This is a genomic window from Enterobacter soli ATCC BAA-2102 (assembly GCF_001654845.1).
GTDB classification, from domain to species: domain Bacteria; phylum Pseudomonadota; class Gammaproteobacteria; order Enterobacterales; family Enterobacteriaceae; genus Enterobacter; species Enterobacter soli.
The window spans coordinates 76559-90263 of the sequence record NZ_LXES01000002.1; the positions used below are offsets into that span (position 1 = coordinate 76559).

Annotated in this window: 12 protein-coding genes; 3 read left to right on the forward strand and 9 right to left on the reverse strand. The window is 58.4% G+C overall.

The genetic code is table 11. The annotated features are described in order from the left end of the window. Window positions 1-10: 10 nt before the first annotated feature. Entirely contained in the window at window positions 11-1684 is a 1674-nt protein-coding gene (locus M987_RS00620; protein WP_041162114.1) for an SgrR family transcriptional regulator, read from the forward strand. Here M987_RS00620 and M987_RS00625 read toward each other — a convergent pair. The 4 genes from M987_RS00625 to M987_RS00640 form a co-directional block, all read right to left on the reverse strand. Then, window positions 1657-2679 (reverse strand): HoxN/HupN/NixA family nickel/cobalt transporter, encoded by a 1023-nt coding sequence (locus M987_RS00625; RefSeq protein ID WP_014071510.1) that lies wholly within the window; start codon window positions 2677-2679, stop codon window positions 1657-1659. The genes M987_RS00620 and M987_RS00625 overlap by 28 nt on opposite strands. Window position 2680: 1 nt before the next feature. Continuing rightward, entirely contained in the window at window positions 2681-4915 is a 2235-nt protein-coding gene (gene hypF / locus M987_RS00630) for a carbamoyltransferase HypF (protein ID WP_014071511.1), read from the reverse strand. A 6-nt stretch (window positions 4916-4921) separates the two neighbouring features. Beyond that, window positions 4922-5467 (reverse strand): electron transport protein HydN, encoded by a 546-nt coding sequence (hydN, locus tag M987_RS00635; protein ID WP_014071512.1) that lies wholly within the window; start codon window positions 5465-5467, stop codon window positions 4922-4924. A gap of 133 nt (window positions 5468-5600) precedes the next feature. Further along, the gene (locus M987_RS00640) at window positions 5601-6638 is read right to left on the reverse strand and encodes a LacI family DNA-binding transcriptional regulator (protein WP_342626523.1); all 1038 of its coding nucleotides are present in this window, start codon (window positions 6636-6638) and stop codon (window positions 5601-5603) included. Between the two features lie 190 nt (window positions 6639-6828). Between M987_RS00640 and ascF the strand changes: the two genes are divergently transcribed. Further along, window positions 6829-8280 (forward strand): PTS cellobiose/arbutin/salicin transporter subunit IIBC, encoded by a 1452-nt coding sequence (gene ascF / locus M987_RS00645; RefSeq protein ID WP_041162276.1) that lies wholly within the window; start codon window positions 6829-6831, stop codon window positions 8278-8280. Window positions 8281-8298: 18 nt separating this feature from the next. Then, a complete protein-coding gene (locus M987_RS00650) occupies window positions 8299-9723 on the forward strand; it encodes a 6-phospho-beta-glucosidase (RefSeq protein WP_014071515.1) in 1425 nt (474 codons plus the stop codon). A 66-nt stretch (window positions 9724-9789) separates the two neighbouring features. On the opposite strand, the gene hycI is transcribed toward M987_RS00650, so the two are convergent. The 5 genes from hycI to M987_RS00675 are packed head-to-tail and all read right to left on the reverse strand — an operon-like array spanning window position 9790 to window position 13691. Further along, a complete protein-coding gene (gene hycI, locus M987_RS00655) occupies window positions 9790-10263 on the reverse strand; it encodes a hydrogenase maturation peptidase HycI (protein WP_014071516.1) in 474 nt (157 codons plus the stop codon). Then, window positions 10256-10666 (reverse strand): formate hydrogenlyase maturation HycH family protein, encoded by a 411-nt coding sequence (locus tag M987_RS00660; protein ID WP_014071517.1) that lies wholly within the window; start codon window positions 10664-10666, stop codon window positions 10256-10258. The genes hycI and M987_RS00660 overlap by 8 nt, the downstream gene beginning before the upstream one ends. After that, window positions 10663-11430, reverse strand: a complete 768-nt coding sequence (locus M987_RS00665) for an NADH-quinone oxidoreductase subunit B family protein (RefSeq protein WP_014071518.1) — start codon at window positions 11428-11430, stop codon at window positions 10663-10665. The genes M987_RS00660 and M987_RS00665 overlap by 4 nt, the downstream gene beginning before the upstream one ends. Beyond that, window positions 11430-11972 carry a formate hydrogenlyase complex iron-sulfur subunit gene (locus M987_RS00670; RefSeq protein WP_014071519.1) on the reverse strand — a complete coding sequence of 181 codons (543 nt, stop codon included), beginning with the start codon at window positions 11970-11972 and terminating at the stop codon, window positions 11430-11432. Before M987_RS00670 ends, M987_RS00665 begins: the two co-directional genes overlap by 1 nt. Before the next feature lie 9 nt (window positions 11973-11981). After that, a complete protein-coding gene (locus M987_RS00675) occupies window positions 11982-13691 on the reverse strand; it encodes a hydrogenase large subunit (protein WP_014071520.1) in 1710 nt (569 codons plus the stop codon). Between the last annotated feature and the right edge of the window lie 14 nt (window positions 13692-13705).

The following is a 13705-nucleotide window of genomic DNA, read 5'->3' on the forward strand; positions in this document are numbered from 1 at the left end:
GAATGCCCTCATGCGCCAGCTTCAGAAAATCCGTCAGTATCAACGGCTTTATCAGCACTACGGAGCAGATCCGAAGCCAACAACCATCGCCGAGGTTGCCGAAACGGCCCTGTGCAGCGAGCGCCATGTGCGCACCCTGTTGCGCCAGCTCACGCAGAGCGGATGGTTAAGCTGGAGCGCACAGCCAGGGCGCGGGCATCGCGCCATCCTGCACTGCCTGGCAACCACCAGCGACCTCAGCGCACCGCTGATGCACGCCTGCCTGGAAAAGGGAGACTATCAAAGCGCGTTGCAGCTGGCAGACGGTGATCCGGCCAGCCTGCATCACATCATCACCCCTTTTCTGGGGGGAAAATGGCTTAAGCACCAGCCGACCCTGCGTATTCCCTGGTATCGCCCACTCACCTCGCTTTATCCGGCGTTGCAGCGCCGCCGCGCGGAGCAACACATTATCTGTGCGGTACATGCGGGACTGACACGCTACACACCCGGCCAGCCACACCCCGTGCCAGACCTGGCGCACCACTGGGAAACCCGTGATAACAACCTCTGCTGGCGGTTTTACCTGCGCAGTGGCGCGCACTGGCATAACGGTCAGGCCATCAGTGACGAAGATATCCTCGCAGGAGTGCAACAGCTGCTGGCCGATCCGGCGCGCAACGCGGGGCTTAAGCATGTTCATCAGGTTTCGCTTGCTGCCCCCTGGTGTCTTGATATTACCCTGCACGCGCCGGATGCCATGCTCGCGCATCGTCTGGCACACCACGTCTGTCGTCTGCCTCATCCGCAACAGCCGGAAATCGGTGCCGGGCCGTTTGCCATCGCCCGCCATCACTCCCACTATTTACGCCTGGAACGTCAGCCCTGGTACTTTGCCGCCCACCCGCTTTTGCACGCAATAGAGTTCTGGCGAACCAGCGCCGGGGCGCAGAAACCGGCCTGGATAACGGTCGGGAAAGGGAAAAGCGCTCAGAAAGCCGCCTCTTCCACCAGCGGTGGCTTCGCATGGTTAATGGTAAATACCGCACTGGCGCAGCCGCTTGCCGACTGGCTGCGTCAGGAAATTGTCTTTATGAGCCAGCGCAACTTCGCACAGCGTGACGATCTGCAAACCCGTACCGAAGTCCTTCCCGGCCTGCAAACACCGTTGCTCCCGACAGCCCCAGACGTCCCGTTACCCCCCGCGTTAAGCCTGGTTTGCTATCACACACCGGAGCTTCGCGAGCTGGCCGATACGCTTCATGCGGCGCTGAAAAAACGCCATTGCACGCTGACTGTCGCCTGGAAAGACCGCGATGAGTGGCACACTCCCGGCGCGCTGGAGCAGGCCGACCTGGTGCTGGGGGATTATCTGGCGGGCGAGTTACCGGGCTTTGCCCTGGCGGAATGGTTTACCGATGAACCCGCGTGGGCCACCGCACTTGGCGACGCCCGCTGGCAGGAAGAGAAACAGCAGCTGATGGGATTTTGCGAAAGCGAAGAGCGCCTGAATACGCAGCTCGTCCCCTTTTTCCGGCGTCTGCTGGAGAGCGGCGCCTGTACGCCGCTGTTCCACTATCGCTATCGCATAAACACCATGGAAAACGTTCAGGATATTGTCCTGACCGCAGGCGGCTGGCTGGATTTCACCCGCGCCTGGCTGCCCCCGGCAATGGCTCAGGAGCGCACAACCAGTGCATCGTAACCGCGCCAGCGGTAGTTGAGCATCGAGACAAGCCAGCAGACGACAAACAGCCCAACCACCACAAACCCGGCGTTACCGAGATTGTCATTAACCGCGCCAATGACATCCCAGATACCGCCGCTCAGGGCAAATTTATCCATCAGTAAACCGAGCGCTTCCAGCCCGCCAATAAACAGGGCAACCACCACGGAAGTGCCGGTGATGGTCATGTTGTAATAGAGCTTACGCTGCGGTTTGTTGAACGCCCAGCCGTAGGCTCCCACCATCAGCAGATTATCAAGAGTATCGATCAGTGCCATCCCGCTGGCGAACAGCGCCGGGAAGATCATAATAGACCAGACCGACATACCGTTAGAGGCGCTGGCGGCAGAGATCCCCAGCACGCCGATTTCGGTCGCGGTATCAAACCCAAGCCCAAACAGGAAACCGACCAGATACATCTGCCAGCTTTTGTTCACCAGGCGGAACGTGGTGCCAAACAGCCAGCTCATCACCCCGCCCGTAGCCGGAAGCGTGACGTCGCCATCCATCGCCTGACCGTTTTTCAGCGCCTGAAAATTGCGCCAGACACCGCGCAAAATCACCATATTGACCAGCGCCATTACCAGCAGAAATGTCGCAGATACCGCTGTCCCGATCAGACTGCCCGTCTCATGAAACCAGGCCATGTTTTTCTGAAACGCCGTGGCGGTAGCCGCAATCGCCACCGAAGCCAGCACCACGATGGTGGAGTGGCCCAGCGAGAACCATGCACCCACGCCAGAAGGCCGCTGACCCTGCTGCATCATCTTACGCGTCACGGTATCAATGGCCGCGATGTGGTCGGCATCCACTGCGTGACGCAATCCGTAACACCAGGCCAGCAGGCTTGCCGCCATCAGCGCCGTACTGCCACTGAAGGTGCGCCACGCCCAGCCCCAGGCGAGCAGATTGGCCATCACCAGAGCCAGCAGCAAAAACGCTGCGCGCGGTTCGTTGCGTAAGAGTCGTAACATTTTAAGTCCTTTGTGAACATGACCGGGCCGCAGCAACCACTGCCTGCCCGAAGGAGATAGCCCCGTCACCTGCGGGCAGGTGACACGGCAAAAGAAGAGTAAAGTCAGAAAGATAATGACGCAGGCGCGCACGCAGCAGGCGGTTATGTAACACCCCGCCGCTACAGCACACCGTGGAGAGAGACGCGCGCCGGGCGTGGAAGGCAGCGAGTTCTGCCAGCCCTTTTGCCAGCGCATCGTGAAACGCCCACGCGCGTTCGCACGGTTCGGCCTGCCAGTCCATCCACTGTTGCCAGAAGACGCTCAGCGCCAGGTTGCCGTTTATCACCGGCAGCGTGACCGGATGTGCAACACCACTACATCGGGCAGCCAGCGCTTCCAGCCGACAGGCTGCTTCACCTTCATAGCCCTGCACATCTGGCGTGAGATCCAGCGCGCAGGCGACGGCGTCAAACAGCCGTCCACATGACGATGCCTGTGGTGTATTGATGCCGCGTGAAATCGCCGTTGCCAGCAACGGCCAGTTTTGTGCTTGTACCGCGTGAGTCTCCCTGCGCTGCTGCCAGTCCGGCACAAACGCCAGGCAGTGTGCGAGTAAATTGCGCCACGGCTGAACGGCCGCCAGATCGCCGCCAGGCAGCGCCACCGCAGGCAGCCCACCGAGATGCTCGCAGTCACGATAGTTCACCCGCAAACATTCCCCACCCCACAGCGCGCCCTTATCACCCATGCCGATACCGTCCAGCGCCAGGGCAATAACATCACCGCCGTCAAGCGGCCAGCCGTTTTCCGCCAGGCAAGCAGCCGCGTGGGCGTGATGATGCAGTACCGTTTCGGTGGCCAGTGCCTGTTCATCTGCCCAGCGCCGGGCTCGGTATCCCGGGTGCGCGTCACACACCACACGCACAGGTTGAAACGCATATATTTGCTGCATCACTGACAGCGCGGTGCGCCACTGGTGCTCCACGCCGTCATCACTGAGATCGCCAAAATGCTGGCTCATCACCGCCTGGTTGCCGCGCACCAGACAGAAGGTGTTTTTCATCTCTGCCCCCAGACACAACATGGCGGGAATATCACTGAATCCGGCAGGCAACGTGATGGCATCCGGCACAAAACCGCGGGCACGGCGCAGCATAGCGCCATCCGCATCTACCACGGAATCATCCATCCGTTGCAGGATGTCACGGTTATGCAGCAGAAAACCGTCGGCAATATCCCTGAGCTCGTCCAGCGCTTGCGCATTGGTGATGGCCGGGGGTTTGCCGCTGAGATTCCCGGAGGTCATCACCAGCAGGCTCTGCACATCCGCCATCAGCAGATGCTGGAGCGGATTCGCCGGCAGCATGATGCCGACACAGTCCAGCCCCGGTGCTATCGCCTCAGGCAGTTCAGGCAGCCAGGCTTTCGGCGTGAGCACAATGGGTGCCGCGGGTGAACTCAGCAGGTGACTGACGGATTCCGGCAGGCCATCAGTATGGGGGATCATCACCGCCAGGGGTTTTGTCGGGCGCTGTTTTCGCGCCCGCAGCCGCGCCACGGCACGCGGATTTTGTGCGTCACAGGCCAGGTGGAAACCGCCCAGACCTTTGACGGCCACAATCCCGCCGTCTCGCAGCATCGCAACGGCCGCCGCCAGAGCCTGCTCGCGCGTGGCGTGCGTGTTTTCGCCGCACCATTCAAGCTGTGGCCCGCAGTCCGGGCAGGCGACAGGCTGCGCATGGAAGCGCCGGTCGGCGGGGTTACGATACTCTGCTTCACACGGCGCACAGAGCGGAAACCCGGCCATCGCCGTGGCCGGACGGTCGTACGGCATGGCGCGGATAATGCTAAAACGCGGGCCACAGTGGGTGCAGTTAATAAACGGATAGCGGTAACGGCGCTCGCGCGGATCGCGCATTTCTGCCAGACACGCCGGGCAGGTGGCGGCATCCGGCACAATCTGCGTATCCATCGCCCCGCCCGCGCTGTGGCGGATGGTGAAACCGTCAGGGGCGTTTGACCACTCAAACGGCTGGGTCTGGATCGCATCGATACGAGCCAACGGTGGGCACAGCTGGCGCAGCCTTGCGGTAAAGTCCCCCCCATTACCCGCAAGACGTACCAGCACGCCCTGTCCGTCATTGCTGACATCGCCCGCCAGCCCGAGCTGGTGCGCCAGCTGCCAGACGAAGGGACGAAACCCAACGCCCTGCACTTTTCCGCGCACCCGCACCTGTATGCCGTTACAGCTCATCGCGGATCAAAACAGCATGGACGAAGAGGTGTCGAACGCCGCACGACGACGTTTTTCGGCGCTCATCTGTTCGAGCTTGTTACGATCGACACACACCAGCGCGTGCGTCGGGCAAGCTTCCATGCAGGCCGGGCCCGTTTCACGGTGATGGCACAAATCGCATTTGTTGGCTTCGGCTTTATCTGCCCGCACGCTCAGCCCCATGCCGCTATTGCGCACAACCGGGCGAACCACCACTTCCATCGCGCCGTAAGGGCACGCCACCACGCAGGTTTTGCAGCCAATGCAGCGCTCCTGCATCACATGGACAAAGCCTTTTTCACGTTTGATAGCCCCGTTAGGGCAGACATTGGCGCACGGCGCGTCTTCGCACTGGCGGCAAATAGCGGCCGTAGAAATATTTACGCCCTTGATAACGTGAATACGCGGCAGGAAGGATTCAGGGGTGAGTGATGCGCAATCCTGATCCGCCTGATGCGATACCACGCACGCCACTTCACAGGTACGGCAACCAATGCACTTACTGGCATCGGCCATAATAAAACGGTTCATCTGCTTCTCCAGCATAACAGTCATGCGCGGAAACATTCATAAACCGTGCCAGTTTTTAACTTACTGATTTATATTGATTTAATGATTGTTCGGAGACTGTCATCGTCACTTCTGACGATGACAGATGTCGATGTCAACGATGCGGGCCGTCGATGACAGAGTCGCGTAGCACCAGCTCCCCGGAGAAAGTTTGCTGACAGGTGAACTCACCGCCATCCAGCATAAAGATCAGGCGGCTAATGGTTTCTTTGATCATCTCCGTGACCGGCACGCGTACGCTGGAGAGCGACGGCACCATGTAAGGCGCAATGGCCACATCATCAAACCCAATCACCGACACTTTCTCAGGCGTAGCGATGCCGCTATCGTGCAGCTGCTTCATGGCGCCGATGGCCATATCGTCATTGCTTGCCACCAGCGCCGAAAATGTTTCACCCCGGGACAGAAGCTCCGCCACTGCTGCCGCACCGCTCTCTGGGTTCCACCGTCCTTGCGCAATCAGCATCGGGCGCAGCGGAATGTCGTGCCGGGCCAGCGCCTCTTTGTAGCCCGAAAGACGCTCAATCCCGGTAGGCGAATCCAGCGAGCCGGTGATAAACGCAATCTCCCGGTGCCCTTTCTCAATCAGCTGCCCGACCGCCGCCTGGCATGAGGCTTTATGATCGGACCAGACGCAATGACTGCTATTTTTTCGCAGACGACGGTTGAGCACCACGATGGGCTGCTCGCATTTTTCGATGATCTCGTCCATCTCATCCACGCTCAGGAAACGCGGATAAATAATGACCGCATCGCAGCGCATATCCAGCAGATACTGAATCGCCTCACGCTCTTCATCCGCGCTGTGCTTACCGTCCGCCAGGATCAGCTGTCGCCCTTTCTCTTCAGTCATCCGGGCGGCATGGAACAGTAACTCGCTGAAGTAAACGCCATGATACAGGGTGTTGGTCACCACCAGCCCCAGGGTTTGCGTGCGTTTGGTTGCCAGGTTGCGTGCCAGCAAATTGGGGCGATATCCACTCTCTTCAATCGCCTGGAACACCCGGTCTTTGGTCTCCTGGCTCACGTAGCCATTTCCCGACAACACACGGGAAACCGTCGCTTTCGAGACACCAGCGCGCTTCGCCACTTCCAGCATCGTGGTCATGTTTTTATTCCGTCTGAAACTGATGGGGCGCAGTGTACTGCACCGCAGGAAAATTGTCGCAGCGGCAATGTCACGCTTTCAACACCTCAAAGTGATCATCATCACGAATATAAAAAATGCACAAAATGTGATCTTGTTTCATTCAAAGAAACTCATGATGATTATGTGGAACCGGTTTCCTACATTTCTCACAACGATAACAGGTAACAATCCGATGGCCAAAAATTATGCCGCGCTGGCAAACGATGTTGTCAGCGCGCTTGGCGGCAAAGACAACATCGTCGCCGTCACCCACTGCATGACGCGTCTGCGTTTTGTCCTGAAAGAGGAAGCCCTCACCGACGCCGCTCGCCTGAAAAGCATCAGCGGCGTACTTGGCGTGGTGCGTAACGATAACCAGTGCCAGGTAATCATTGGCAACACCGTTTCCCAGGCATACCGTGAAGTCGTCAGCCTGCTGCCGACGGAGCTGCAACCTGCCGTGCCCGAAGGGCCGCAAAAGCTCACCTTCCGCCGTATTGGCGCGGGGATCCTCGATGCGCTGATCGGCACCATGTCCCCGCTGATCCCGGCGATCATCGGCGGCTCGATGGTTAAACTGCTGGCGATGATCCTGGAGATGACCGGGGTTCTGCCAAAAGGTGCGCCAACGCTCACCATTCTGACCGTGATCGGCGACGGGGCGTTCTTCTTCCTGCCGCTGATGGTGGCGGCCTCTGCGGCGGTGAAATTCAAAACCAACATGTCGCTGGCGATTGCCATTGCGGGCGTGCTGGTCCACCCGAGCTTTATCGAACTAATGGCGAAAGCAGCCCAGGGTGAACACGTCGAGTTCGCATTTATCCCGGTCACGGCGGTGAAATACACCTACACCGTGATCCCGGCGCTGGTAATGACCTGGTGCCTGTCGTATATCGAACGCTGGGTTGACCGTATTACCCCTGCCGTCACCAAAAACTTCCTCAAACCGATGCTGATTGTGTTGATTGCCGCCCCGCTTGCCATCGTGCTGATTGGGCCGCTTGGGATCTGGATCGGCAGTGCCATCTCTGCGCTGGTTTACACCATTCACGGCTACCTCGGCTGGCTGTCCGTGGCGATTATGGGCGCGCTCTGGCCGCTGCTGGTGATGACCGGGATGCACCGTGTGTTTACGCCGACTATCATTCAGACCATTGCCGAAACGGGCAAAGAAGGGATGGTGATGCCGTCGGAAATTGGTGCCAACCTGTCACTCGGCGGCTCGTCGCTGGCGGTGGCGTGGAAAACCAAAAACCCGGAACTGCGTCAGACGGCGCTGGCGGCGGCGGCCTCTGCCATTATGGCGGGGATCTCTGAACCGGCCCTCTACGGCGTGGCGGTCCGCCTGAAACGTCCGTTGATTGCCAGTCTTATCAGCGGCTTTATCTGCGGCGCGGTGGCCGGGATTGCCGGTCTTGCCAGCCATTCGATGGCCGCACCAGGGCTGTTTACCAGCGTACAGTTTTTCGACCCGGCGAATCCGATGACTATCGTTTGGGTATTTGGCGTAATGGCGCTGGCCGTGGTGCTGTCGTTTGTCCTGACGTTAATACTCGGCTTTGAAGACATCCCGGTTGAGGACGAAGCAGAAAAAGCGCGCGCCCTGCAAACCGCACCGGTTCAGGCCAAAGCAGCACAAGCATAATTTTATAGCGAGGTAAAAATGTCTGTTTTTCCACAAGGATTTTTATGGGGCGGCGCACTGGCTGCCAACCAGAGTGAAGGTGCTTACCGTGAAGGTGGTAAAGGGCTGACTACCGTCGATATGATCCCCCACGGCGCAAACCGTCTGGCGGTGAAGGTCGGTAAGGAAAAACGTTTTTCGTTACGTGACGACGAGTTTTACCCAAGCCACGAGGCGATTGATTTTTACCATCGCTATAAAGAAGACATAGCCCTTATGGCGGAAATGGGATTCACGGTGTTCCGCACCTCTATTGCCTGGAGCCGCCTCTATCCGAATGGCGATGAGCCGCTGCCAAACAAAGAGGGCATTGCCTTTTACCGCGCAGTGTTTGAAGAGTGCAAAAAGTACAATATCGAGCCGCTGGTGACGCTGTGCCACTTCGACGTACCCATGCATCTGGTAACGGAGTACGGCTCCTGGCGTAACCGCAAAATGGTCGATCTGTTCGCTCGTTACGCCCGCACCTGCTTTGAAGAATTCAACGGTCTGGTGAAGTACTGGCTGACCTTCAACGAAATCAACATCATGCTGCACAGCCCGTTCTCGGGTGCGGGGCTGGTGTTCGAAGAAGGTGAAAACGAAGATCAGGTGAAATATCAGGCTGCGCATCACGAACTGGTGGCAAGCGCACTGGCGACCAAAATCGCCCACGAGGTGAACCCGGAAAACCAGGTCGGCTGTATGCTGGCAGGCGGCAATTTCTACCCGTATTCCTGCAAGCCGGAAGACGTGTGGATGGCACTGGAAAAAGACCGCGAGAACCTGTTCTTTATCGACGTGCAGGCGCGCGGTAGTTACCCGGCCTACTCTGCCCGCGTGTTCCGCGAAAAAGGGGTGGTGATTGTTAAAGAGCCTGGCGACGACCAGTTGCTGAAAAACACCGTCGATTTTGTGTCGTTCAGCTATTACGCCTCCCGCTGTGCCTCTGCGGATATGAACGCACAAAACACCAATGCGGCGAACATCGTGAAATCTCTGCGAAACCCGCACATCGAGGTGAGCGAATGGGGCTGGGGTATCGACCCGCTGGGTCTGCGCATCACCATGAACATGATGTACGACCGTTATCAGAAACCGCTGTTCCTGGTGGAAAACGGCCTCGGCGCGAAGGATGTGATTGAGGCAAACGGTGAGATTAACGACGACTACCGCATCAGCTACCTGCGCGAGCATATCCGCGCAATGGGCGATGCCATTGAAGACGGCGTACCGCTGATGGGTTACACCACCTGGGGCTGCATTGATCTGGTGGCGGCCTCTACGGGCGAAATGAGCAAGCGCTACGGGTTTGTGTACGTTGACCGTGACGATGCCGGGAACGGCACGCTGGACAGAAAGCGCAAAAAATCGTTCTGGTGGTATAAGAAGGTGATTGCGAGTAACGGTACGGATCTGACGTAGCCAGTCCTTACCCCTCACCCCGGCCCTCTCCCCATAGGGGAGAGGGTGTGTTTTGTCCCCTCTCCCCTATGGGGAGAGGGTTAGGGTGAGGGGTTCAAACCCACCATTTCCAACCCATCCCGCAAGCCGGGAATAGACCACCTCCACCGCCTCTTTCACCGGTGGCGTCATGGGGTAATAAAAGCCCACGATATCCGGCTGAATCCCCAAAAACAGCACCTCGCCCACGTCGTCCTTAATCTGATCGACCAGGTAATTGAGCGGCATGTTGTGGGTCGTCATCATAAACATCTCTGCGATATCGTCGGGGTCGATAAGGCGAGTTTCACCGGGGTTGAGCCCCATATCGGTGGCATCGACAATCAACAACCTTTCCGGATGCAGTTCACGGATCGCCACCACGTCATTTTCCGGGGCGCTGCCGCCGTCGATAACCACCCAGTTGCCCTGCGGGTTCGCGGCGCACATCTCCGCCAGCAGCGGGCCTGCGCCGTCATCGCCCATCATGCTGTTGCCAACACACAGTAAAACGTCAGTCACGTAATCTCCTCACCATCAGGTAGATGGCGCTTTCCTGATGAATATCATGCAGCATCCCAAGCAGGGTTTTGCTCCACGCCTGCTGTTCAGGGGTTTGTCGTCTGATGGCCGCGTCGAACGCATTGGCAAGCATCGCAATATGGTTAGCATCGATAACAATCTCGCCGTATTTCGGCACACCTTCCATCTTGCGGCGCGCCGTGCTGCCCTCTTCCAGCGTGGCTATCCATGCCAGATACTCGGGCCACGGGCAGCTTAACGCCGCCTCCAGGCAGTCGATCACGCCCAGGTGGTGACCAATCGCCAGGCTGTAATAGACCACCTGCTGCGCCGCATCTGGCGTGGCATCGTTCTCATCAATAAACTTACGGCTCAGCTGACTGAACACCACCGTTTCACTCATCGGATACGCGCCTCATCTACCACCTGATCCAGGTTTGCGACAATTTCATTCAGACGCGGATCGTTTTCCGCCTCCAGCCAGCGCGCCACCTGATGTTCGCCCTGACTGAGCAGACGCAGATAATCGTCGGCAATCTGGCGGCCATAGCGATAGCCCGCCAGTTTTCGCGCCATGCGGTCGACCTTCACGCGCAGCGGTTGCACCATATCCGGATGCAGAATGGTGGCAGGCTGGCTGTCGAGTTCACCTGGTGCGCGAGTGTGGATCTTCTGCTCCAGCAAGCCGAGCGCCATCGCAAATCCATACAACGTTGCGGCAGGCGTTGGCGGGCAACCCGGAATATAGACATCCACCGGGACAATTTTGTCAGTGCCGCCCCACACGCAGTAAAGGTCATGGAAGATACCGCCACTGTTGCCGCACGCGCCGTAAGAGATGCAGATTTTCGGGTCCGGCGCGGACTGCCAGGCACGCAGCGCCGGCGAGCGCATGGCGCGGGTGACCGCCCCGGTAAACAACAGAATGTCGGCATGTCGCGGGGACGGTACCACTTTGATGCCGAAGCGTTCTGCATCAAACAGCGGCGACAGCGTGGCGAAAATTTCAATTTCACAGCCGTTACAGCCGCCGCAGTCCACGCGGTACACGTAGGCTGAGCGTTTGATTTTTTTCAGCAGCGACGCCTTCATGCTGGCGATGGATTCGTCCACCGTCATCGGCACCGGAATGCCGTTATCGTCACGTGGGCCGAGTAAGTTTTCCATCAGCTGGCCTCTCTCATATGGCGGGTTAAATCGATACGGTCAGACGGCAGCAGGCATTTCTGACGTTTGCATTCCGGGCAGGTTTCAAAGCTTTCCCGGTGGTGCTCTGCGCGGACGTCACCGTTGTGTTTTAACAGCGCAATGGCGTAGTCGATCTCTTTTTGCACGGCAAACGGGCGGTTGCAGACACGGCAGTTACACAGCGCAAAACGCGACTGTTGCAGGAAATCCTCTTTCTTCCATACCGCCAACTCGTATTCCTGAGAAAGACGGATAGCTACCGTCGGGCACACCTCTTCGCAGCGGCCACAAAAAATGCAGCGCCCGAGGTTGAACTGCCAGGCAAGCTCGCCGGTTTTCAGGTCCGTCTCCACCGTCAGGGCGTTGGACGGACAGGCATTCACGCAGGCGGCGCAGCCGATGCACTGCTGCGGATTGTGCTCTGGCTTACCGCGAAAGTTTTTATCCACCGGCATCGGCTCCAGCGGATAACGGCTGGTCTGGGTGCCGGTTTTGATGACTTTTTTGATAAAGGTAAACATGACGAGTCCTTATTTCAGCGGCGAGTTTTTACGCTCGATGCTGTAGCGCTCAAGCTCTTTGTACGGCACCACCTGGCTTTTCTTCTTACGCACATCCACCACCGTCATGCGATCGGTGCAGGAGTAGCACGGGTCGAGGCTGCCGATGATCAGCGGTGCATCAGACACGGTGTTGCCGCGCAGCATATAGCGCAGGGTTGGCCAGTTGGCGTAGGTTGCCGCACGGCAGCGCCAGCGATAGAGCTTCTGGTTGTCGCCGGTCATGCTCCAGTGGATGTCGTCACCGCGTGGCGCTTCGGCAAAGCCAAGGGCAAAGCGGTTTGGAATATAGGTGAAGCCTTCCACCATCAGCGGGCCGCCAGGCAGGTTATCCAGGCCGAAGTCGATCATATTCAGCGCGGTGAAAACTTCGTTGATACGCACCTTAAGGCGAGAAATCACGTCGCAGCCCTGTTCGCTGTGTACCGTCATCGGCAGCAAACCGTAGCCCACAAACGGGTGATCCGCGCGAGTGTCACGGGCGTGGCCGCTAGCGCGTACCATCGGGCCAACATTACTGAAGTCGCGGGCAATGTCAGGATCCAGACGGCCAATACCGACGGTACGCTGCTCGATGTTTGGCGTGCTGAGCAGCATATCCACCAGATCCTGCACATCGCGGCGCATCTGCTGTGCAAGCAGACGGGTCTGGATCATGTCGTCTTTCAGCAGGTCGCGGCGGATCCCGCCGATCAGGTTCAGGCCGTAGGTTTTACGCGCCCCGGTGAGGATCTCAGCCATCTTCATTGAGGCTTCACGCACGCGGAAGAACTGCATAAACCCGGAGTCGAAGCCGACAAAGTGGCAGGCCAGGCCGAGGTTCAGCAGGTGCGAGTGCAGGCGCTCCACTTCCAGCAGAATGGCGCGGATCATCTGCGCGCGCTCTGGCACCACAATCCCCATGCCGTTTTCCACCGAGGTGGTGTAGGCGGTGCTGTGGGCAAAACCGCAAATACCGCACACGCGATCGGAGAGGAAGGTCACTTCGTTGTAACCCATGCGGGTTTCCGCCAGCTTTTCCATGCCGCGGTGGACATAGAACAGGCGGTAGTCGGCGTCGATAATGTTTTCGCCGTCAACAAAAAGACGGAAGTGCCCCGGCTCATCAGAGGTGACGTGCAGCGGACCAATCGGCACCACGTTGTTCTTTTTACTGCCCAGCTCGTTAATGAATTCGTAAGTTTCGCTGTCGGTGGTCGGTGCCGGGCGCTGACGATAATCCATGCTGTCTTTACGCAGCGGATAGAGTTCGTCCGGCCAGTCGTCTGGCAGCACCAGACGGCGTTCATCCGGAAGACCGACAGGCACCAGGCCGTACATGTCGCGCACTTCACGCTCGCCCCAGACGGCGGCAGGCACGCGCGGCGTAACCGACGGATACTCCGGTTTGTTCGGGTCCACTTCGACGCGCACGGTAATCCAGCACTTCTCGAACTGTTCCATCGACATCACGTAGTAAACCGCATAGTTCCCGCACAGCTGACGTTCGTCATTGCCGAACAGCACGGAGAGCCAGCCGCCCTGCTGGTAATACAGAAACTCCACCACCTCTGGCAGGTAGTTCACCTTCACGGTGAGGGTTATCTGGTCTTTGGTCTGCCAGGACTCTTCCAGCACCACGCCGGGAAAAGCCTGATGCAATGCGGCGAGATACTGCTGACCTTTTTTCTCTTCAGACATAAAAATTCTCTTTA

Coding starts and splice junctions, on each gene's coding strand:
- M987_RS00620 (WP_041162114.1), top strand. CDS start 11: ATGCGCCAGCTTCAGAAAATCCGTCAGTATCAACGGCTTTATCAGCAC.
- M987_RS00625 (WP_014071510.1), bottom strand. CDS start 2,679: ATGTTACGACTCTTACGCAACGAACCGCGCGCAGCGTTTTTGCTGCTG.
- hypF (WP_014071511.1), bottom strand. CDS start 4,915: ATGAGCTGTAACGGCATACAGGTGCGGGTGCGCGGAAAAGTGCAGGGC.
- hydN (WP_014071512.1), bottom strand. CDS start 5,467: ATGAACCGTTTTATTATGGCCGATGCCAGTAAGTGCATTGGTTGCCGT.
- ascF (WP_041162276.1), top strand. CDS start 6,829: ATGGCCAAAAATTATGCCGCGCTGGCAAACGATGTTGTCAGCGCGCTT.
- M987_RS00650 (WP_014071515.1), top strand. CDS start 8,299: ATGTCTGTTTTTCCACAAGGATTTTTATGGGGCGGCGCACTGGCTGCC.
- M987_RS00660 (WP_014071517.1), bottom strand. CDS start 10,666: ATGAGTGAAACGGTGGTGTTCAGTCAGCTGAGCCGTAAGTTTATTGAT.
- M987_RS00665 (WP_014071518.1), bottom strand. CDS start 11,430: ATGGAAAACTTACTCGGCCCACGTGACGATAACGGCATTCCGGTGCCG.
- M987_RS00670 (WP_014071519.1), bottom strand. CDS start 11,972: ATGTTTACCTTTATCAAAAAAGTCATCAAAACCGGCACCCAGACCAGC.
- M987_RS00675 (WP_014071520.1), bottom strand. CDS start 13,691: ATGTCTGAAGAGAAAAAAGGTCAGCAGTATCTCGCCGCATTGCATCAG.